Below are 22,196 nucleotides of genomic sequence, written 5' to 3' on the forward strand. Positions count from 1 at the left end.
TTAAAGGAAGAATGAGCGCAGGATGGTGGCGGCAACAATCAGGAAGATGCACGCGCCGAACCACGAGGCGGCTGTCTTGCTGGTGTCGGGGTCGCCCGATGAAAACTTGCCGTACACTTTTACGCCCCCGATAAGCCCGACGACTGCACCGATGGCGTATATCAGTTTAGTTCCGGGGTCGAAATAAGAACTCACCATAGAGGTGGCTTCGTTGATGCCCGCGATGCCGTTTCCCTGCGCGAAAGCGGAGGCGGTTGCGGCGATGACAAGTGCCGCGGAGAGGATTGCTTTTCTGTTTTTCAAGATGTTCTTGTTCATAAACTGTTCTTGTTTTTTGCCGTCAAAAGGGTGGATGGTCCTTTGTCGGGCGGTTGATACTTTGTTTCTTTACTTTGGTTTTAGTGGATGCCCGTTTGTTTCCACGGACGTGGGCGTGTCCGTTGCGGATGGGGATGCGCCTTGCGTTTCCTCGCCGCGTGGGTTGATGTCATTCTTTCATGTTCATTTCTTTTATTGTTGTCATACATAGTTGCGAATGTCGAACTCCTCGATGTTGTCCGGCACGACGAACTCCTTTTCAGATTTCTTCAGCCGAATCTCGATAAGCCCCTTGATGCGGATGCCTATCTCCGAAGAGCCTTCCATCATTTTCTCGTACAACTCCGTGCCCTCCATGTCGGTGAACACCTTCGCCGCCTTTTCACGTTCCGCCTGTGTCGCGTCCGGGTTTTTGGCGGTCTTGCAGGCGTCGTCAATCTCGTCAAAGCTGCTGCCCGAAGCCCGTGGCGTGTCCGAGGCGTCCTCTTCCGGTTCGTCGTCCCCGTATCCCAGTTCCTCCGGCGGTATGCTCGTGAAGGTCTCATCGAGTTTTTCCTCCGGGACTTGTGCCGGGCGGGATGCGTTTCCCGTTTTTCCGTCGTCAAAAGTAGCCTCTTCCTCCGACAGCTCAATGCCTTTTTCCGAAGTGGCGGCTTCTTGCGTCGGTATGGCAGCGGTTGTCCGGGTGGATGCCATCCTGAAACGGCTCTCGCCGATGATGTCCGCCTTTTCCGCAGGGACTTCCTCGTGTGCCGCTATGCGTTTAGCCTCATTCCCGTCCAGTGACCGCCATAATCCGGCAATGCCCTTGAAGAAGCGGACAATCCGCGTGTCCATGATGCGCTCGTAAAGGAGCAGGAACAGGAACCAGAGGTTGCAGCCGACCGATACCGCCAGCAGAATGTCTGTCATGCTAATTGTGTAATTCATATCCTTCCGTTTTGGTTAGAATACTGAATTGTAATTTCGGGCATAAAGGCTCTTTATCGCATCCTCGCACTGGTTGAAATGGTACGTCAGCACATGGTCGATATAGGCGGACAGCGTAAGCCGGTCATGCCCGATTACACGGGTGATGCGCATGATACGCTCGTGGTACTCCGGGCGCACATACGCCATTTTCCCCTCACGTGCCTTTACTTCCGGGTCGCGGATGAACAGACGTTCATAGTCCTTCTCGCAGCATTTGTCGGTTACCGGGACAGGCGACAGTATTTCCACACTCGCCTGCACTTGGGCAAACATACCTCCGCAGTCTTGCTGTGGTCTTTTTTCATTCGGTGTCATTTCTTTTTCCATTTTCAAATCAGATCTTCACGTTGTTTCTTGTACAGTTCGTTGATTCTCTCCTTGTGCTGTTCCAGATGCTGGCGCAGCACGGTATCCACATATCCGCCTACTGAGATTTCCCCTCCGGCGATGTCGTTCACGATTCTGAGGATCTTGCCGTGGACGTCACGGCTGATATAGACACATTGGCGGGTCTTTATCTCGTTGCGGCGCAGGAACAGCTCGTTGTAGTCCTCGTCCTGCCTTTTCCGGCGTCCACTTTCCCTCTGCGCTTTTTCCCGTGTTACGGGTTGCACAGGAGATGGTTCCGGTGCGGCGGTGTCCTCTTCGGTCGGTGCAGCTGCGGGTACTTCCTGTGCGGGGCGCAGTGTCCCGTCCTGTGTGCGCCGCCCGATGGAGGCTAACAGCAGTTCCTCGTCGATGCCTTCCGTGTTCACTTTCCTGCTGCCCATGCTCACTGCGGTCTGATGATGTCGCTTATCTCTTCGGAAAACTCCCGGATGCCACTCCCTTTCAGCAGTGCCGTGTCCATCGGGAAGATGGTGGAGCGGAAAACGCTCTTGCGCTCTTCCGAAAGGTCACGGCGGAACTTCTTGCTGTCGGGCAAGCGGGTGGAAAGTACCGGAAAGCCCATTTCGGCTATCACTTCCTCGTAGATGCCGTACAAGTCGTTCCTCTCCCTGCCGTCCACCATCGTCCAGAACAGATGCAGCCCCTTTGTTTTCGCCTGTCCGGTAGTCATCAGCCTGTCGCGGAACATCGTGACGAATTTCAGGGTACTCTCCACGACAAAGCGGTCGGCACTCAGCGGAGTGAAGATGTAGTCCATCTGCGAGAGCGTCTTTATCACGCCGTTACTACGGAGCGTGCCGGGCATGTCGAAGAACACCACGTCGGGTTTCATGTCCTCAGTGGCAATCATCCTCTCGGCATCGTCGAGGGCGTTCACCGCATTGCTCTTGACGATGGTGTAGGCGTTCTTTTTGATCCGGCGGAAATGGTCGCAAGCGAGAGCCTTGAAGTAGGTGCTGCTGTCGATAAGCCCCATTTCGTGTTCGCGCAGCCCGTGGATGCTGTGCTGCGGGTCGTCGCAGTCCACGACGGCGACATTGTAGCCTTTCACGTTGTGCAGGTAGCTGGCGGCAAGTGCCGTGACAGTGGATTTGCCGATGCCACCTTTCTGTGTTGCGAATGCAACGAAGATTTCCTTACTCATAGTTCCATTTATTTTAATTGTTGAAGATTTCTTTTTCTATTTATATGCGGATTTGGTTGCTACATTATCCGCTTCAGTGAACAGACACACGGGCGGGTCATCGCGTATCCGGTTCTGTGGTGAAGCGGTGCGGCGAACAAGTGATGAATGACGACACTGCGTCATGAAGTCATTGAATCCGTACTTCACCGGATTGTCGGATAACCGGGGTTCCGACGGTTCGGGTATCCGCTTCGGCAAGTGTCCGAAGAAGCGGTTTTCCGGGTATTTGAATGTTCCGTTTCTCATATCTTCAAATCGTTGGTTCCTTGAATCATGCTGCAAATAAACAAGTATATTTTGGAACTTGTATCACTTCCCAAGCAATTGGCAGCACGTTGCGCCGGTTGGCAGTCATTGACCGGGTCAAGCGTCTGTCCGATACCGCTTTAAGGACGTAACTTTGCCCCCGGACAGCAGGGTTCGCCGATGGTGGCACAGCCGGAGTCCTGAAAGGTATCTTCCCATCCGTCCCCTGACGGATTTTTATGTTCACCTGAACATAGCAAGGTATGTTTTCAGCCGCTCAAAATATTTTGAGCATCCCGGAAAACGCCTTGCCCTTGCAGGGGGCGGGCTTTCCCTCCGAAGTCGGGAAGCCTTTCAAAACTGCGGTGCTGTAATCCGAAGCGGCGGCTTATGCCGTCAATCCGCTAAATCCAAAGTAATATGAAAGAGAAAAGGAAAAGCAAATCAGGGAGAAATCCCAAACTTGATCCGGCGGTGTACCGTTACACCGTCCGTTTCAATGAGGAGGAACACAACCGTTTCCTCGCCATGTTCGGAAAATCGGGTGTCTATGCACGGTCGGTTTTCCTCAAGGCGCACTTCTTCGGACAGCCGTTCAAGGTGCTTAAGGTGGACAAGACGCTGGTGGACTATTACACCAAACTGTCGGATTTTCATGCACAGTTCCGTGCCGTGGGTACGAATTACAACCAAGTCGTGAAGGAACTGAGGCTGCATTTTTCAGAGAAAAAGGCGATGGCGTTGCTCTACAAATTAGAGCAACACACCGTCGAACTCGTGAAACTGAGCCGCCGGATTGTGGAACTTTCAAGGGAAATGGAGGCGAAATGGTCGCAAAAATCAGTGTAGGAAACTCGTTGTACGGCGCGATTGCCTATAACGGGGAGAAGATTAACGAGGCGCAGGGGCGGTTGCTTACGACCAACCGCATCTACAATGACGGTTCGGGAAAGGTGGACATCAACAAGGCGATGGAGGGTTTTCTCACCTTCATGCCGCCACAGATGAAGGTGGAGAAGCCGGTGGTGCATATTTCGCTCAACCCGCATCCGGAGGATGCGTTGACCGATGCGGAATTGCAGGATATAGCCCGCGAGTATCTGGAAAAACTCGGTTTCGGCAACCAGCCTTATCTTGTTTTCAAGCACGAGGACATCGACCGCCACCACCTGCACATCGTGACGGTTCGGGTGGACGAGAACGGGAAATGTATCAGCGACAAGAACAACTACTATCGTAGCAAACAAATCACCCGTGAGCTGGAGAAGAAATACGGGCTGCACGATGCGGAGCGCAGGAACCGCCGTCTTGACACGCCGCTAAGCAAGGTGGACGCATCGGCAGGCGATGTGAAGAAACAGGTAGGCAACACCGTGAAAGCTCTGAACGGGCAGTACCGTTTCCAGACGATGGGCGAATACCGTGCGCTCCTTTCCATCTATAACCTGACGGTGGAGGAAGCGAGGGGTAACGTGCGCGGACGGGAATATCACGGGCTGGTCTATTCCGTCACGGACGGCAGGGGCAACAAGGTGGGCAACCCGTTCAAGTCCTCGCTCTTCGGGAAGTCCGCAGGCTATGAAGCCATGCAGAAGAAGTTTGTACGTTCCAGATCGGAGATTAAGGACAGGAAACTGGCAGACATGACGAAACGTACCGTTCTTTCCGTGCTGCAAGGCACTTATGACAAGGATAGGTTTGTTTCCCAACTTAAAGAGAAGGGCATCGACACCGTACTGCGCTACACGGAGGAAGGGCGCATCTACGGGGCTACCTTCATCGACCACCGCACGGGGAGTGTGCTGAACGGTTCGCGCATGGGCAAGGAGCTTTCGGCGAATGCCTTGCAGGAACACTTCACCCTGCCATACGCCGGACAACCGCCGATACCGTTATCCATCCCTATGGATGCTGCGGACAAGGCACACGGACAGACCGCATACGACCGTGAAGACGTATCGGGCGGAATGGGCTTGCTCACTCCCGAAGGTCCGGCGGTAGATGCCGAGGAAGAGGCTTTCATCCGGGCGATGAAGCGCAAAAAGAAGAAAAAGCGCAAGGGCTTGGGTTTGTAATCGGAGTATCAACAATTAAAAAATCAATGTATGTCACAACAAGAAGACGATTTGAGGGCATTGGCGAAAATCATGGATTTTCTGCGTGCCGTGAGTATCATTTTAGTGGTCATGAACGTGTACTGGTTCTGCTACGAAGCCATCCGGCTATGGGGCGTGAACATCGGTGTGGTGGACAAAATCCTTCTGAACTTCGACCGCACGGCGGGGCTGTTCCATTCCATTCTGTACACGAAACTGTTTGCCGTCCTGCTGCTTGCCCTGTCCTGTCTGGGTACGAAAGGGGTCAAGGGCGAGAAAATCACTTGGGGAAGAATATGGACGGCACTCGCCGCCGGATTCGTGCTGTTTTTCCTCAACTGGTGGATACTGGCTCTGCCGCTGCCGGTTGAAGCGGTGACGGGCTTGTATATCCTTACCATCGGCACGGGCTATGTCTGTCTTTTGATGGGCGGGCTGTGGATGAGCCGCCTGTTGAAACACAATCTGATGGAGGATGTTTTCAACAACGAGAATGAGAGTTTCATGCAGGAAACGAGGCTCATCGAAAGCGAGTATTCGGTCAATCTGCCCACACGCTTCTATTACAAAAAGCGTTGGAACAATGGCTGGATCAATGTGGTGAATCCCTTCCGTGCGTCCATCGTGTTGGGTACGCCGGGCAGCGGCAAGTCATACGCCGTGGTAAACAATTTTATCAAGCAACAGATTGAAAAGGGCTTCTCGATGTATGTATATGACTTCAAATTCAGTGACTTGTCCACCATAGCCTACAACCATTTGCTGAACCACCCGGAGGGCTACAAGGTGAAGCCGAAATTCTATGTGATCAATTTCGACGACCCGCGACGCTCACACCGTTGCAATCCCATACACCCGGATTTCATGGAGGATATTACGGACGCTTACGAGAGTGCCTACACGATAATGCTTAACCTCAATAAAACTTGGGTGCAAAAGCAGGGCGACTTCTTCGTGGAGTCACCTATCATTTTGTTTGCCAGCATTATCTGGTATCTCAAAATCTATCAGAACGGGAAGTATTGCACGTTTCCCCATGCCATCGAGTTTTTGAACCGCCGCTACGAGGATATTTTCCCGATACTGACCTCTTACCCGGAGCTGGAAAACTACCTTTCCCCGTTCATGGATGCTTGGCTCGGAGGGGCTGCGGAGCAGCTCATGGGGCAGATAGCGTCGGCGAAAATCCCGCTTTCGAGGATGATTTCCCCGCAGCTCTATTGGGTGATGTCGGACAGCGAGTTTACGCTGGACATCAACAATCCCGAAGAGCCGAAAATCCTATGCGTGGGCAACAATCCCGACCGTCAGAACATCTACGGGGCGGCTCTCGGATTGTATAACTCCCGTATCGTGAAACTCATCAACAAGAAGGGAATGCTGAAGTCATCGGTCATCATCGACGAGCTGCCCACGATATACTTCAAGGGGTTGGACAACCTTATAGCCACCGCCCGAAGCAACAAGGTTGCCGTGTGTCTGGGATTTCAGGATTTCAGCCAGCTGGTGCGCGACTACGGTGATAAGGAGGCGAAAGTGGTGATGAATACGGTCGGTAACATTTTCTCCGGGCAGGTGGTAGGTGAAACGGCAAAGACACTATCGGAACGGTTCGGTAAGGTGTTGCAGAAACGGCAGTCTATCTCCATCAACCGGCAGGATGTTTCCACCTCCATCAACACGCAGATGGATGCGCTCATTCCGCCGAGCAAGATTTCCGGTCTGACGCAGGGAATGTTTGTCGGTTCGGTGTCCGACAACTTCAACGAACGTATCGAACAGAAAATTTTTCACTGCGAGATTGTGGTGGATGCCGAGAAGGTGAAGCGGGAGGAACGTGCCTACAAGAAAATTCCGGTCATTACCGATTTCACGGACGAGGACGGCAACGACCGCATGAAAGAAACGGTGCAGGCGAACTACCGGCGTATCAAGGAAGAGGTGAAGCAGATTGTGCAGGAGGAACTGGAGCGCATCGCGGGCGATGATAACCTGAAATATCTGTTGCAGCAGAAGTAAATAAAAAAATGAAGAAAGGCTTACCATAAACCTTTCTTCATTTTTTTAGAACTTAAGCATTATCCATACTTACTAAGATTCCGTTTTCCAAAATTTTTTGCAATGGAATTTTCTTTAAGATTTCTTGATAAGTGCTATAGAAGTCATTATCAAGTCCTATATAAACAATATTGTCATGTAATTCTTCTATAACACTAATATGTGAATGCAATTTGCACTTTTTATCAGAACAATCTGATACGATACTTTTAATTCGTTCCAACTTATTTAATAAATCATCATATTGAGATAACCCTTTTGTAGTTGGTTGTATTTGATAATTAGTTTTCTTTGCCGGTTGTATATTATGTTCAGGATCTAATAATACTATGTGAAATATAGAAGAATCCCGATCAAAATAACCTACAATACGCCCCGTACTTTTTGTTATCGAAAATTGCATTATTGGAAAATCTGTCTCATTGTCCAATATTTCTTTTGGTAGCCAATCTAAATCTTTTCGTTGAATAGGAATGTTTTTAGCACTCCAATCTATTGGATGACATCTTAATGCAATACTACCTCTATTTTCTTCTAATACTTCTTGCGGTGTCATAGTACCCAAAGCACCTAATCTTTCAAGAAGCCCAATATGCCATCCCTTAGAACACTCTCCAATCTGAAAATTAGGTATCTGCTTAAAGTAAGAGAAGGAAAAAGTTATCTTCCTTCTCTTTAACTCATTTTCTTGTTCTTTGGTAACTAATGATTTGTTTCCGTATTTAGGAGAATCTGAATTAAGATTTAATAGTTTCCCATTTTTTCCCATAATACTCAATCATTAGTTCTGGAGTAATAACCTTGTCACAACGCTCATTTACATTTAAATCTCCACGTGTTTCAATCCAAGGCATCTCATTGTGGGACAATCGTTCTAATTCAGCACCGCTATATTTAAGATAATTCTCCAATATAAAGTCAATGAATTCAGCGTCTTCTGATGATAAACTCACATTGTGATTCATGCAATCATCAATATTGATTTCTGAATAGAGATATTTTGTAGAATTAAATCGATTGTAGATTTCTCGATTTACCGGACCATGAATCCATGCTTCAAACTCGCCGTCAAACATAGGTTTTTTATTGATACCATAAGACCATGCTTGAACATAATACAATAACTTCTGCAACTTTAAATTTATTAAAGACGCAAATCTATCTTCCGATTTTACTCGTAAGATAATGTAGTCTGTTATATCGTGTATTGAGTTCATCTGAATTATGACTATATCAATTTCAATGCAAAGTTAATATCTTTTTCTAATATAACAAAATAATGAATTGAATTGATGTGATTTATTCTAATGAATTTGTTTTTTATCTCCTCATACGATCCAACTCATCATCGCGCAGCATCCTCTCGTTCAATTTCTCCTGCATTCTGTCAAGGAAGTAGGTGCGGCTTTCGTTCTTCCGGCGTTTGATATCGGTGTAGAAACGGTAGCAGTCCTTCGACTCAACCCCGAATATCTTGTAAAGGAGCGGGGCAAGCTGTTTGAGCGGCATGTTGCCGTTGTTGATGCAGCCCATCTCGTCGATGCCGTAGATAAGTTCCACGAGGTCGATGGCATTGCCCGTCCATTGCAGGAGGCTGGTGGCGGTTTCTGTTGTGTTGTTGGCGGATATCAGTGGCGGCACTTGGGGCGTGGCAAGGAATTTCTGCATCTTCCTCACGAAAGACAGGGCCTTGCTGACATAGGCGGCAATCTCTCTCTTTTCTTCTGACAGGTTGCGCACGGGATGGTGCTGCAACTCGATTTCGATGTAGGCAAGCGCGATGACGGTAAGGTTCGCGTCCATGCTACCGTTACACAGTTCGATCACTTGGGTGGCAAAAGCCGTGTATGCCGTTTCCATATTGCAGTCACCGGCTTCGTTTATCAGGCGGAAAAAGTCGGTTTCCGCCAGCAAGAAATAATTCATGGTTCTGTCAATTTTGAAAATTACACTTTGTTTTCTGCGTGCGCACATGAATATAATTGGCAAAAAACGCGGCAGAAAATAAAAAATCCAACACTCAATTTTACAAAGTACTGGATTTCAGAGGTATAAAATTCAATATTTTTTCACAAGGACAAATTATCTCCGACTTAAATTGTTTGTAATCAGAACATTTATTCTATTCCTGAAAATAGAAATGTATGCTTGCCGCACATTTTGGCTATCTTGCTTTTTTATCAAGGATATAGATAATGCGACATACACCGTTGGAATAGCTTTTCAAGGAGGAAAGCGTCCAGTGTTGCTCTGGCAGAGCCGACTTAAAAAAATGTCGTCCGCTTCCGGATATGAAAGGAACGGTGTATAGTATGATTTCATCCACAGCGTGCATACGCAGTAGTCCGTTTATATAATCTGCCGTATCCAGTGTGGCTTCCGCGAGGTAACGGATGTTTGTGCCGTCTTTTCTCCATTCGTGCAGCATTGAAATGGAATAGTCCGGTGTCACACGGTAAAGGGCTTTCTTCCTGATTTCATCAAGACCGCAACGGTCAAGGCACAAATCCTGATGTGCTTTATCATATAACTCTGAAGAAAGACATCCGTCCATCGTCAGTACGGCGAGAATCTGAACTTTACCCATAATCGTTTCCTTTCGTTAGGCAAGGGTAAAAAAGTAGCGTGCAATTCACACTACCTTCAAGCGATGGCTCTGGTAAAGCCTTTACGGAGAGTACGTGAATGCACGCTATGCGTAAGCATAGCATAAGCATCACGCAATCGTCTCCGTAGTTCCAATTTACCAGATTTTCGCTTGAAACGCCTTGCGGTCTTATCCTATATGTTGGCGGCGAAAAGCTCCTGCCAATCGCCGTTTTTCTCAAATGTTATGCAAAGATAGCCAAATTCAGTGAATTACGGGCTATGATTGCTTGAATTTATATTTAAGTCCATACTCTTCAAGTTTGCTGTATAGTGTTGTCCTGCCTATGCCGAGCAGTTCTGCGGCGACACTCCGGTTGCCGTTTGCCTGTTTCAACGCACGCAATATCCGCTCCTTATCCTCCGCGTCATTGCGCAAGGCGAAGCTGACAGTAGAGGTCGGTTTCGTCACGGCAAGTTCCAGATGCTCTTTCATGACAACACCTTCCTGCGCCTGCAATACAGCACCCATAACTTTCTGCCGAAGTTCCCGCACGTTGCCCGGCCATGCGTGTGTCAGCAACGCTTTACGTGCTTCGGAACTGAACCCGCTCACGCTACACTCCAGCTCTCTGTTTGCCATATCACGGAAGAACTCTGCCAGCGGCATGATGTCTTCCTGACAGTCACGCAACGGAGGAACGGTTATCCCGAAGTCGTGCAGGCGGTACAGAAGATCCTGCCGAAAACGCTTTTCATTCACCGCTACTTCCAAATCTTCATTGGTAGCAGCGATGATGCGGACATTGAAATTCCGGTCTGCCTTGTCTCCGACCGGGCGATACCGCCTCTCCTGTATGGCGCGGAGCAACATCTGTTGGGTTTCCAACGCGAGGTTTCCTACCTCGTCCAGAAAAAGCGTGCCGCCTTCCGCCTCATGGAAATATCCTTTCTTGGCATTGTCCGCACCTGTAAACGCTCCCTTGACGTGTCCGAAGAAAGCCGACGGTGCAAGCTCTTTGGAGAGTGAACCGCAGTCCACCGCCACAAATGGCTTGCCTGCACGTTTGCTCTTGTCATGCAACAGATGGGCAATATGCTCCTTACCCGTGCCGTTCTCACCAAATATCATCACGCTCATGTCGGTGGCGGCTACCAGCCTTATCCGGTGCATGATTTTCTGAAAAGCGGAACCTTCACGGGCGAATACAGGCATACGGCGTTGTCCTGCCTGACGTTCTTTCAGTATGGAACGGATCAGGGGGACAAGTTTATCCTCCACAAGCTGTTTGGGAATATAGTCTATCGAGCCGAGTTTCATGCTTTCCACGGCGGTATTAACTTCGGCGTAGTCGGTCATAATGATGAAGGGCTGCATCTTTCCCTCCTTTCGCATCCAGCACAAAAGGTCTATGCCACTGCCGTCAGGCAGACGCAGGTCGGCAACCACGATATCATTATCTGTTGCCTGTTGCAGATGTTTCTTCGCGGTTGAGAGGTGGTAAGCCTTCATATTGCGGTAGCCCTCCCGTGACAGCATATTGCAGACATATTCGCAATACACGATGTTGTCTTCCACCACAATTATTTTTGTCTTATCCATCTTCGTATTTTCTCCTTTCCTCTTCTGCCAACCGTATTATTTCCACTCCCTTATCCAGCACAGCAGTCACGGCATGGCTTAACGCTTCACCATCCGGGAGAGCATCGCCACGAAGCAATCCGTAAAGTACATTCAGCGGTTGGTCGGCACGGAGCACCTCCCACGAACTGCGCAGGTGGTGGATCAGGGAATCCAGCTTTTGCAGGTCTTTTTCTTTTGCTGCATCCCGTACCGCCTGCATTTCCTTTTCTGTTTCAGTTATCAACTTTTCCAGCATGACGGCTTCATTGCCATAGGACAATAAGGCGGAAAAGTCCGGTTTCCCGTCCGGTGTCGCTTTTATGGCACACCTGTCGGAAACCTCCATCAGTTCCGATATGGAGAACGGCTTGAACAGGCATCCGGCAAAGCCTTTTGCCAATAGTTCCCCTTTGTTACAACTGCCCGAAGCGGTTGCCACAACCACCGGGATTGTTGGTGAATTGCCCACGTTGGACGAACGCAACAGTTCCAGCAATTCGAAACCGTTTATACCAGGCATATTCAAGTCTGTCAGCAACAGGCTGTATTCTTTCTGGCGTATCATTTCCATCAGTGCCGCAGCATCGGTGCAAGTGTCGCAGTGTATTCCTTCTTGGGAATACATCTCTTTCAGCATTAGAAGTAATACCTCATCATTGTCAATGGCGACAACATCATGGAATTTATTGTTATGATAAACAGGTGTATTGCTTGTATATCCAAGCTGTTCTTCAGCTTCCTGCATAGAAATTTCAACTGTGAAACGACTGCCTTTCCCTTTCTTGCTGTCCAAACGGATTGTTCCGCCAAGCATCGACACAATATTACGCATTATGGCAAGCCCAAGCCCGAAACCCTCCTTTGCAGCGGCATTTGATAGACGTTCAAACGCACCGAACGCTTGTTTCTGTTCCTCTTCTGTCATGCCTGTACCTGTATCTTCAATGACCAGTGTCAGAACTCCATTATCATATTCAGTAATCAAAGAAACACCGCCTTCTTCTGTGAACTTGACAGCGTTTGACAGCAGGTTATTCCCGATTTGTATTATTCGCTCTTTGTCGGTCAATACAATGGCATCGTGTCCAGTCTTCACGGACAAGGACAACCCTTTGTTCACGGCAACAGGCATGAACTCCGTTTCAAGTGTGTGCGTGATTGCAGAAATCCGGCAGGGTGACAGACGGGGCTGTTCCTTGCCGTTGTCCAGGCGGAAGAAGTCAAGCAAAGTGTTGAGCATATCCCGCATACGGTCGGAGGATTGCAGTATATTTTGGATATATTGCCCATTATTACCGCTATTGCATTCTTTCCGCAAAAGTTCGGTATAGCCGGTTATTGCCGTCAGTGGTGTACGCAACTCATGGGTAATAGTATATACCGCTTTCTTTCGGGAGGTTATGAGTATCTCATTTTGTTGCACGGACTGTTCCAATTGCTCGATCAAATCCGTTGTCTTGCGTTTGTATCGTTTAATGTTCTTTGCATCACGGTGTATGATGATATAGGAAATGACCAACAGCAAAAGAACAAATCCCATCAAGCCGCCTATCTGCATAAATGATTTTTTACGCATGGCTGTTATCTCGCTTTCTCTATTTTGTAAATCAGATTGCACCTTCTTTTCGATTTGGCAAATCAATCCTTGCAGTTGTCTGTTAAGTTCTGCATTACGGGCAGCAAGACTATCGGCTTGTTCTGACAATCGACGGCTCTGCGCATTCTGTTCGTTGACCATGTTTCTATTGGATGAACGGAGCGTAGTCGTTGTTGTCGTTGGCTTCGTTCCCTCTTTTTTGCCGAAGATGCTCAAGAAACCTTTTCGTTTTGGCTTTTTGGACTGTTCCTGCACACTTTTCTGCACAATAACCGGAATTTGATTGGCTATCTTCTTGTTAATAGATTGTTGTTCATCCATTAACCGGACTATCTGGAACATCTGTCGTTCCTTATCCTCTAAAAGACTGCGCACACTATCGATGCGCTCTGCTGGATAGGTGGCCTTGAAACGGCAAAGCATACTGTCCATTGCCATACGCCGTGCATGGTAATGCTCGATATCTTTATCGTTCCATTCCAGTATTGTTTCACCCAATAGAGAAAATTTTATCATTTGAATATTGATATTGTTTATTTCTTTTCGGAGCTCGTCTATTTTTTTATTGCCAAGTTCTAATGCTTCTATCTCCTGCCATTCATAGAGGCTATTATATGCCATACATCCGATAAGAATGGAGATAAGTATATATCCCAACTGTATTGCCTTATAGAAATTTCCTGACCGCTCCATTATTTTGATGACATTGATTTTTGGAACATGAATAAAAGTTTATCTTTTTCGTTCATGCGGATATTATCAGAATAACCGCCTTTTGTTATTTGATACCCGCATGGCTTAACCATAAAAATGCCTAAGCCCTTAGTGTATGAACTTACTTCTGATGCATAGTCTTTACTTGTATTTAATGGAACTTTCCCTTTAATATGACACCACTCATTATTGCAACTGATGTCTTCAATCTCAGACATCATTTTTTGCAAATCTGTAATAGCTTTGGAACTTGCCGCTTGGGGTATCTGCAACTCAAAATAGAGCATCGGTTCGAGAATGTCCACACCTGACTGTTGCAAGGCCAGCCTGAAGACATAAGGGGTCAGCTGTCTGAAATCAGCAGGTGTACTTACCGGGCTATAATACTCGGCTTGAGTAAAAGTTACTTTCAGATCAGTCACTTCCCATCCATGTAACCCGGATTGGCAAGACATACGAATCCCTTCAAAAACGGCATTTTGAAAAGAATGGTTCAGATAACCATAGGAGATGTCACTTTCGATTTGCAACCCTGTCCCTAACGGTAAGGGTTCAAGAGTCAGCCCTATTGTGGCCCAATAAGGGTTGGGCGGCACTTCGATCTGAATAATCTTATTGACCTTTTTTACAGGTCGTTCTTTGTATATAGTCTTGATCTCATCAAAATGGACCTTTACGGAAAATCGTTCTTCCAGCAATGTCTGTATGATTTCCTTTTGGGTTAAACCATATAACGAGATTTCCAATTCATCACTATATGAGTTTATGGAAAAGGACAAAGACGGGTCTTCAATCCACAATGTATTCAGAGCGGATATCACCTTGCTTCTCTCTTCGGGCCTGTCTGGCCGGACGGAGGATTTGAGAGCGGGATGCTGATGCGATAATCCTTGAATCAAACAAGGTTCAGCACCTAAATAATTTCCGATTCGAAAATCATCCATATCCTCTACAATCGCGATATCATTGGCGCCCACTTCATCAACATTTATCTCTCTGCCCTGATTGATAGTTTTTAGATTTTTAATCTTGATGAATTTTTCCGAATCGTTGATTCTTACAACGTCTCGAAGTCTCAGACTTCCGTCAATTATTTTTAGAAAACTTCTTTTATGTCCTTTGGGGTCATGCTCTATCTTATAAAGATAAGATGAAAGTCTGTTTGAGACCGATGCCGGAGGAAGTATAAAAGAAGTGATGGCGTCCAACAACTCATTGATACCGATATTGAACATTGCTGATCCATGTAGCACCGGATAGACTTTGGCTTTTGCCACAAGAGCGATTATCGTATTCCAATAATCAGCCGGTGAAATTTCGCTATCCGCCAAATATCGTTCTAATATATTGTCGTCATGGTTGCATACAAATTCTTTGTATTCTTCCTTTATATATGTTTGGGAGCAAACCGGATAAACCGATCCATCGACAACATTTTGCATAAACAGGACATCTTGAGACAGATTTGCTTTTATATCCAGATACAAACGCTCCAAATTCACACCGGCTCGGTCAATCTTATTGATAAATATAATTGTCGGGATTTGCAGCTTCTGTAAAGTATTGAACAGCAACTTTGTCTGCGCTTGTATGCCTTCCTTTGCGGATAAGATGAGGACTGCTCCATCAAGCATTTTGAATGTCCGCTCCACTTCCGCAATAAAATCCATGTGTCCCGGAGTGTCAATGATATTGCATTTCACACCATTCCAGATAATAGATGTCGTAGAAGCCCGAACAGTAATTCCTCTACGTTTCTCTATATCCATAGAGTCCGTTATGGTGTCACCATTATCCACACAGCCGCACTTTTCCGTTGCTCCACTGGCAAACAGCAGATTCTCGGTTACGGAAGTTTTTCCTGCATCAATGTGAGCAAGAATTCCTAAATTTATAATATTCATTTGGATTAAGCAATAATATACTACAATAGATGCATTGTCGAAACGCACCTTTTAATACCTCCTCGTAGCATATGAGAACTACAGGATTCCTAACTCGTATTAATATGTATATTATTACTGCCGCATAACGATTACAAAATTACACAAAAAAATATATCTAACAAAAGTAGGAGGATTTTTTAACTTTTTACCATAGACATTTTATTAGGGAAACGTAGGTTCAACTGGTAAGTACAAATAAGTAGAAATGTTTGAACAACACTGTTTTAGGAAGTTGAAAAATCAAGTTTCTCTCTCGGTATAGCGTTTATTTTGGCCAATATCTTCTTTAGTTTGGCATTTGAGTATTTCCCATTCGTGTTCTATTTAGCTCCTTATTATGAGTATGTAGCAAGTTGCTTATCAAATTCAGCCTCTTTGAGGGTCAAATATGGTTTTGCAAATGGTGACTGACAAGACATAAACAAGGTCAGCAGGATTTTTTACATAAATGGACATGAATGTATATAACCTAAAATAAGAATAAATTTTAATAAGGGCTGCCCAAAAAGAAAAAAATGCAGTTGCCATCCTACAGATACTTGCAGAAAGGATAAAATTTACTTTTAGACCTTTTGGGATAGCCCTTATTAATACTTCAGATAAAATTCCTAAGGTTATATTTTCAATCCTTTGAACCGGGTTTCCTCCTTGGCATACAGTCCCGGACGCCCGATTATGACATGGTTGGCAACGATACTATCCGCCGGACTGCGTATCTGCGGCGGTGCATTTTCGGGATATTGCGCCTGCCTGTTCCTCACATCTTCCGCTTCCGGCTTGACCTGTTGCCCTTCTTTCTCCTTTTCGGCGACTTCGGGCGTGGGCGGCGCAAGTTCCAGCTGTATTTTTCGGTCAAGGGCGGCAAGTTCGGATTTCAGCTGCTTCAGCTCGTCCTCCTTCTTCCACACCTTGCCCGCTATCTCCTGCAACTGCGGTATCTCCCTCTCCAGCACCTCGTTCTTCGCCTTGTACTGGTCGATAATGGAGGGTATCCTCTCCATCGCGTTCAGGAAGTTTCGGGCGGCAGCCATCGGATCAGCCATTGCCAGATGTCCGTTGTTATAGGTGTACTTGTAGTTCCCCTCTACCACGAAGCGGTTGTCGGTAAACTCCAATCCCTCTTTGAGTATCCTCTCGCTCACCACCTTTATCGGAAAACCGTACAGTTCTCCGACCTGTGTGTAAAGCCCGCCCGTAGTGGCGTTTTTCGCTATCTCCTGCAAACGCTTTCCGATAACCTTCTCATCGGCGGAATCCACACCGTCCACCTTTATTATATTAAGGCGGTTGCCCTCCCTGTCGGTCTGCGCCACCGAAAGGAAGCGGTTCCAGTCCTCCGTCATGGCATCTATGAAAGCCGTGTTGTTACGCAACTCGCCCGTCTTCGACTCTAACTTGAACTCCGAATCACGCTTGCCCTTGTTAAACGACTTGCGTTCCCCTTCGAGCGAGGCGATGCGCTTTTCAAGTTTCGCCTTGTCCAGCAGGTCGGTGTTGCCGGATAGCAACGCCATATATTCCGAAAAGTTCATGCCCGATTTCTCGTCCACTGCCCCCTCGTCGATGGTACGCGCCCCCATAGCACCGCTTTTGAGCTGGCTGATGAAAGTCTGCTTGCAGTGCAGGAGGTTGAACTTGTAGCTGTCCAGTGACTTCTCCACCGCGTAGATGATTACGTCCACGTTGTTCCCGGCGAAATGCTTGGCAATTTCGTTTCCGGCTCTAACTCCGCGTCCGTCACGCTGTTGCAGGTCGGACGGTCGCCACGGCGTATCGAGATGATGAATTGCCACACACCTTTTCTGTGCGTTCACACCCGTTCCGAGCATGGAGGTGGAGCCGAACAGAACACGCACCGTTCCGGCATTCATGGCGTCTATCACCGCCTTCCGAGCCTTGTCGGTCTTGCACTCCTGAATGAAGCGCACCTCGCTTGGCGGTATGCCGTAATCCTCCGTCAGCTTGCGCTTGATTTCCGAATAGACGTTCCACCCGTCGCCCGGCTGATATGTCCCCAAGTCCGAGAAAACGAACTGCGTGCCTTTCTGCGCGTCGTATTTTTGGTAATACTCCGCGATCATCTTGGCACAGTGGCTCGCCTTGTTATCGGGGTGGTCTTCATAATGCGGGTCTATCATGCGCATGTCGAGTGCCATCTTGCGCGCATAATCAGTTGTTAAGAATCAAGGGAAACAGAGGGAAAAGAAAGGAATGTAACTATTTGAAATAGTATCATTTAGCATTTTCTTACTATTTTAAGGGTAAGCGAAAACGAGCATCAAACGGCAGGAGTTCCGTTACCAAATCGTAACCCATCAAGGAAAAAGCAAAAAGGGGTTACGAATTGAAGGTAAACAACTGTATCATAGGTTTTTATTCTTCATCTTTCATTTTTCTGCATCGCTTGGGAATACTTGTTCATCTGTACCTTTGCAAACAAAGGAAATTTAGAAAAAACGACAGAAAAATGAAGGAAAACAAACTCAAAGTATCATTCTTCGTTCAGGCGAAACGAACCGACAAGAAAGGACTTGTGCCTGTCATTGGGCGCATCTCCGTTGGCAGAACCCATTCGGGCTTCTCCACCAAGTGTAAGACTCCGCTCGCTCTTTGGGACAGCCGTAAGCAACGGCTCATCGGCAAGAGCAGCATGGCTGTGTCCGTCAATCAGAAACTTGGTGAATGCACTGCACTTATCCACACACGCTTTCACGAACTCAGTGAAAGAGAAGAATCCTTTACAGCCACAGACGTGAGGGATGCCTATCAGGGGCAAATCCACCGCCAAACCCTGCTCTTGGAGAGTTTCGGGGAGTATCTCACACAGACAAAGGAGCGCATAGGCATCGACCGAGCCTTGAAGACGTTCAAACTTCGTACCTACCAGCTCTCCCTGCTCCGTGAGTATGTGCAGAAAAAGCATAAAGTAAGCGATATACCCCTTTCACAGTTGGATAAAGCATTTATCGAGGGATTCGAGTATTATCTCACCATCGAACGCAGACTGAAACGCAGCAGCATATCGAGTACCTTGTCTACTTTGCAGACCATTGTCCGCATAGCGGTAAAGAAAGGTGTGCTGGACTTCTATCCGTTCTTGGGCTACAGTTACGAGCGACCAAAGGGTGAACCGAGAAGCATTACGCAGGAAGAACTTGAGCGCATCATCAACTTGGAGATTGAATGGGAGAACTATCGTTTTGTCCGTGATTTGTTCGTCTTTTCTTGCTTTTCAGGGCTTGCCATCTCCGATGTCCGCAATCTGAGAGAGGAAAACATTGTCTTGGAAGAAGGCAAACTCTGCATCAAGGGCAGACGCATGAAGACCAAGACCCCGTATCGTGTACAGGTGCTTCCCCCTGCGCTGACTATCATGAATCGTTATAGAGGGATAAGGGCGGGCTTTGTCTTTGACGTGCCGACCACCGACATTGTCCTCAATGGTATGCACTACATACAACGAAACATCGGCATGGAAACTCCGCTAACCTTCCACATGGCTCGCCATACCTTTGCTTCGCTTATCACGCTCTCGGCAGGCGTTCCTATCGAAACGGTGAGCCGTATGCTCGGACACACCAACCTGAGAACGACACAGGTATATGCAGCGGTTTCCTCCGAAAGAATCCATCGGGATATGCAAGCGATACAGCAGCGAATACAAGATACATTCACCTTAAAACTTTGACATTATGGCACGAAGTACATTCAAGACACTCTTTTATATCAATCGCTCCAAAGAGAAAAAGAACGGCAGCTGCCCAATTATGGGGCGTATCACCATAGACGGAGAACAAGTACAATACAGCACGGGCAAGGAGATTGCTCCTGAACTTTGGGACAGCCATAAGGGACGGTGCAAGGGAACAGGTGAAGAAACAAAGGAAATCAACCGCTACTTGCAAACCAAAGAGGAACAAGCCAAAGGCAAATACCAAGAATTAGTTTGGCAACGTGGCTATATCACTGCCGAGTTGTTGAAACGTGAACTCATGGAAGAGGACAATCCCAAAGGCTTTCTTTTGGAGGAAGCCCGACTATTTATTGAGGAAAAGCGTCCATGCGTAGGACTGACGATTGCCAAGCCTACCTTTGCTAATTACATCTACGCCACACAACTCATAGAGGCTTATCTGCGTGAACGCTTAGGGCTGGAGGATATTCGCTACTCCCTGTTGGACTATGGCTTTATTGAGGGAATGGACTTCTATCTCAAATCAGAACGCAACCTCTCTCTTGCCACTATTCAGGTAGTGGTCATCTTCCTTAGAAAACTCATCGGCATAGGTCAGCAGAAGAAGTATATCCGCATTGATCCGTTTGCAGACTACAAAGCAGAACTTCCACACCGCACAAGGCGTTATCTCACTACGGAGGAGCTGCAACGAGTATTGCAAACGCCCATCATTGACAAACAGTTCGAGCGAGCAAGGCAACTCTTCATTTTCTGCGCCTTCACCGGTTTGGCTCGTGTGGATATGCAACGGCTCAAACCGAAGCATATCACCCATAATGCTGACGGCACGGAGGAAATACGCATCAAAAGGCAGAAAACGGATGTAGAGGCGATTATTCCGCTCCTGCCTATTGCCAAACAAATCCTTTCGCTCTATATCAAGGACAAGAAAGCGGACGACTTGATATTTCCCAATCTCACAATAAGGAAAGCATCCTTTGCGTGTGTGAACATCGGGCAGATATGCCGGATAGATAAGGGCTTGACCTTTCACATGGCTCGCCACACATTCTCAACCACGATATGCCTATCCAATGGTATTTCGATGGAAACGCTCAGCAAGATACTCGGACACAGCAATATAGGTACGACACAAATCTACGGAAAGATAACCGACCACAAGATACAGGAGGATATGACTGCACTCACAGACAGGGAGCATACTGTATTTGAAGGTTATTGTGAGTCGATAGCACGGCAGAACGTGCCACTGCAACACGCATAAAAAGGAAGTAATTACCAAACATTTATTATTCACGATTGAAAACCAAATGATTATGAAAAAGAACAACAAACAGGAACTTTCTTACTTTCGATTGAAATTAAGAAGTTACATGAGTGAGCATCACCCTGAGAGATTGAAAGATAAGGAGTTTATCACTGCACGGGCAGATATGGCTCTCACAGCTTACTGCGATGCCGTGACACAAGGTTTCACGCACCCCGAAGCGGAAAGCATGGCAAGCGAGGTTTTGTATCAAGGCTTGCACTTTTCCAAGTATGATACGCTTGTATCCGTGTTTGAGAATGAGTTTGAAAGGGAACTGCCTGCACCTCTCCCAGAGAAACTCGTACCTATATTGTTGTCGAATAAGGCTATTCAAGCCACATTCGACAAGTTCGGTTTGACGGACACATTTGCTTCTGACGAGCAATACGACCGTCTTTACACCGAACTCACAGGCACGATAGTGCTGCTTACCAAGAGCAATCATTTGCCAATAATCGGTCAGACGGAGAGGTAAGCCCAAAGGCGTTGTAAGCAAAGGCACACGCAAAGTCCCTGATGCCGTTTCTTATCGTGCAAAGGTACAACGGCAGCCAATCTGCCCTGACAAGGTCAAGTCCTGCGGATGGAGAGAAGAATCTCCACCGCAGGATTTTTCTTTTCAAGTTTGTATTGCCATTTTCAATATTCGTGCGGTCGTATTCATCTCTCCCAACCTTGCAGAGCAGGGCTGCCGTAAGAGAGTATAGGCACGACAAGAATACGGCATACTCAGGCTCTTTGGACGCAAGGCGTAACAGCCAACAATAGATAGGACTGACGATAATACGGACTATCTGTTGTTTGTACAATTTATTGTCATGACTATCTGTTGTCAAAACTATATATCGTCAAAACTATATATCGTCAAAACTATATATCGTCAAAATAATCTATCGATAAAACTATCTATCGATAGTTCTACATCTCGATTTGTCGAACTATCGAATTATCGATAAAACAACAAAATAATAAAAGGAAAGAGCCGGCACCTCATCTCATTACCGCAATAATGCAGACAGATTTCCTTTGCTTTTTCTCTTGTTTTCTCTATATTTCCCTGCTTTTCCTCATTTCTTGCAGCGGTGCTTCCGAGGGTTTACTTTTGCATTCGATAAGTACGGCAATGGACTGCATAACAGTTTGTTTGCCGAATAACAATAAAGTAATCAAAACAAAATCAAGGCAATGAAACTCATTATCATCGACCGCAAAGCGTGGGAGCGGCACTGCTCCGAATTTGCAGACTTTATCCACAGTATCGAACAACTCATCGGCAATCCGCCCGAAACGGACGAATGGCTCGACAATGAAGCCGTATGCCGCAGGCTCGGCATCAGCAAACGCACCCTGCAATCCTATCGCGACACGGGTAAAATACCCTTCTCCATCATTGGGCATAAATGCTATTATAAGGAGAGCGACATCGCAGAGTTACTGAACGCAAACAATGAATGAAT

At 47.0% G+C, this 22,196-nt stretch carries 20 protein-coding genes and 1 pseudogene; 7 read left to right on the forward strand and 14 right to left on the reverse strand.

What is annotated here, in order from left to right:
* From HMPREF0650_RS03585 to HMPREF0650_RS03605, 5 genes are all read right to left on the reverse strand, one after another.
* Complete coding sequence (locus HMPREF0650_RS03585; protein WP_002560983.1) at positions 1-318, reverse strand: DUF4134 domain-containing protein; 318 nt, start codon at positions 316-318, stop codon at positions 1-3.
* Positions 319-519: 201 nt separating this feature from the next.
* A complete protein-coding gene (locus tag HMPREF0650_RS03590; RefSeq protein WP_007487622.1) occupies positions 520-1,248 on the reverse strand; it encodes a hypothetical protein in 729 nt (242 codons plus the stop codon).
* 15 nt (positions 1,249-1,263) lie between these two features.
* Positions 1,264-1,617, reverse strand: a complete 354-nt coding sequence (locus tag HMPREF0650_RS03595) for a DUF3408 domain-containing protein (protein WP_004348451.1) — start codon at positions 1,615-1,617, stop codon at positions 1,264-1,266.
* 2 nt (positions 1,618-1,619) lie between these two features.
* Complete coding sequence (locus HMPREF0650_RS03600) at positions 1,620-2,060, reverse strand: DUF3408 domain-containing protein (protein ID WP_004291503.1); 441 nt, start codon at positions 2,058-2,060, stop codon at positions 1,620-1,622.
* Between the two features lie 2 nt (positions 2,061-2,062).
* A complete protein-coding gene (locus tag HMPREF0650_RS03605) occupies positions 2,063-2,824 on the reverse strand; it encodes a ParA family protein (RefSeq protein ID WP_004348452.1) in 762 nt (253 codons plus the stop codon).
* 708 nt (positions 2,825-3,532) lie between these two features.
* On the opposite strand from HMPREF0650_RS03605, the gene mobA reads away from it, so the two are divergent.
* From mobA to mobC, 3 genes are read left to right on the forward strand one after another with little or no spacing between them, the layout of a single operon-like run.
* Positions 3,533-3,961 (forward strand): conjugal transfer protein MobA, encoded by a 429-nt coding sequence (gene mobA, locus HMPREF0650_RS03615; RefSeq protein WP_004291488.1) that lies wholly within the window; start codon positions 3,533-3,535, stop codon positions 3,959-3,961.
* Positions 3,940-5,187, forward strand: a complete 1,248-nt coding sequence (gene mobB, locus HMPREF0650_RS03620; RefSeq protein ID WP_004348454.1) for a conjugal transfer protein MobB — start codon at positions 3,940-3,942, stop codon at positions 5,185-5,187. The genes mobA and mobB overlap by 22 nt, the downstream gene beginning before the upstream one ends.
* Positions 5,188-5,217: 30 nt before the next feature.
* Complete coding sequence (gene mobC, locus HMPREF0650_RS03625; RefSeq protein WP_004348455.1) at positions 5,218-7,227, forward strand: conjugal transfer protein MobC; 2,010 nt, start codon at positions 5,218-5,220, stop codon at positions 7,225-7,227.
* A gap of 52 nt (positions 7,228-7,279) precedes the next feature.
* On the opposite strand, the gene HMPREF0650_RS03630 is transcribed toward mobC, so the two are convergent.
* The 8 genes and pseudogenes from HMPREF0650_RS03630 to HMPREF0650_RS03665 all read right to left on the reverse strand — a co-directional run.
* Complete coding sequence (locus HMPREF0650_RS03630; RefSeq protein WP_004293874.1) at positions 7,280-8,035, reverse strand: UU032 domain-containing protein; 756 nt, start codon at positions 8,033-8,035, stop codon at positions 7,280-7,282.
* On the reverse strand, positions 8,004-8,483 hold the full coding sequence (locus HMPREF0650_RS03635; protein WP_004293873.1) for a Panacea domain-containing protein: 480 nt from the start codon (positions 8,481-8,483) through the stop codon (positions 8,004-8,006). Before HMPREF0650_RS03635 ends, HMPREF0650_RS03630 begins: the two co-directional genes overlap by 32 nt.
* A gap of 103 nt (positions 8,484-8,586) precedes the next feature.
* Entirely contained in the window at positions 8,587-9,192 is a 606-nt protein-coding gene (locus tag HMPREF0650_RS03640) for an RteC domain-containing protein (protein ID WP_004293872.1), read from the reverse strand.
* Between the two features lie 238 nt (positions 9,193-9,430).
* Positions 9,431-9,853, reverse strand: a complete 423-nt coding sequence (locus HMPREF0650_RS03645; RefSeq protein ID WP_004293871.1) for a dihydrofolate reductase family protein — start codon at positions 9,851-9,853, stop codon at positions 9,431-9,433.
* Between the two features lie 279 nt (positions 9,854-10,132).
* A complete protein-coding gene (locus HMPREF0650_RS03650; RefSeq protein WP_004293870.1) occupies positions 10,133-11,455 on the reverse strand; it encodes a sigma-54-dependent transcriptional regulator in 1,323 nt (440 codons plus the stop codon).
* Positions 11,448-13,766: a hybrid sensor histidine kinase/response regulator gene (locus tag HMPREF0650_RS03655; RefSeq protein WP_004348456.1), complete on the reverse strand. Its 2,319-nt coding sequence runs from the start codon at positions 13,764-13,766 to the stop codon at positions 11,448-11,450. Before HMPREF0650_RS03655 ends, HMPREF0650_RS03650 begins: the two co-directional genes overlap by 8 nt.
* Positions 13,766-15,691 carry a tetracycline resistance ribosomal protection protein Tet(Q) gene (tet(Q), locus tag HMPREF0650_RS03660; RefSeq protein WP_004293868.1) on the reverse strand — a complete coding sequence of 642 codons (1,926 nt, stop codon included), beginning with the start codon at positions 15,689-15,691 and terminating at the stop codon, positions 13,766-13,768. The genes HMPREF0650_RS03655 and tet(Q) overlap by 1 nt, the downstream gene beginning before the upstream one ends.
* A 656-nt stretch (positions 15,692-16,347) precedes the next feature.
* Positions 16,348-17,913 (reverse strand): annotated as a pseudogene (locus tag HMPREF0650_RS03665) (helicase-related protein); the annotation flags it as partial.
* Between the two features lie 287 nt (positions 17,914-18,200).
* Here HMPREF0650_RS03665 and HMPREF0650_RS03670 point away from each other — a divergent pair.
* From HMPREF0650_RS03670 to HMPREF0650_RS03680, 3 genes are read left to right on the forward strand one after another with little or no spacing between them, the layout of a single operon-like run.
* Positions 18,201-19,421, forward strand: coding sequence for a site-specific integrase (locus HMPREF0650_RS03670; protein WP_025064855.1), 1,221 nt, complete (start codon positions 18,201-18,203; stop codon positions 19,419-19,421).
* Positions 19,422-19,425: 4 nt separating this feature from the next.
* Positions 19,426-20,694 (forward strand): site-specific integrase, encoded by a 1,269-nt coding sequence (locus HMPREF0650_RS03675; protein WP_004348459.1) that lies wholly within the window; start codon positions 19,426-19,428, stop codon positions 20,692-20,694.
* 52 nt (positions 20,695-20,746) lie between these two features.
* Positions 20,747-21,214: a DUF1896 domain-containing protein gene (locus HMPREF0650_RS03680; protein WP_008450577.1), complete on the forward strand. Its 468-nt coding sequence runs from the start codon at positions 20,747-20,749 to the stop codon at positions 21,212-21,214.
* On the opposite strand, the gene HMPREF0650_RS13245 is transcribed toward HMPREF0650_RS03680, so the two are convergent.
* Positions 21,168-21,575: a hypothetical protein gene (locus HMPREF0650_RS13245; protein ID WP_162013120.1), complete on the reverse strand. Its 408-nt coding sequence runs from the start codon at positions 21,573-21,575 to the stop codon at positions 21,168-21,170. The two genes, HMPREF0650_RS03680 and HMPREF0650_RS13245, sit on opposite strands and share 47 nt — an antisense overlap.
* A gap of 349 nt (positions 21,576-21,924) precedes the next feature.
* Here HMPREF0650_RS13245 and HMPREF0650_RS12665 point away from each other — a divergent pair, with 349 nt between their 5' ends.
* A complete protein-coding gene (locus HMPREF0650_RS12665) occupies positions 21,925-22,194 on the forward strand; it encodes a helix-turn-helix domain-containing protein (RefSeq protein WP_004348461.1) in 270 nt (89 codons plus the stop codon).
* Positions 22,195-22,196: the final 2 nt, after the last annotated feature.

The organism is Hoylesella buccalis ATCC 35310 (assembly GCF_000177075.1).
Lineage (GTDB): Bacteria > Bacteroidota > Bacteroidia > Bacteroidales > Bacteroidaceae > Prevotella > Prevotella buccalis.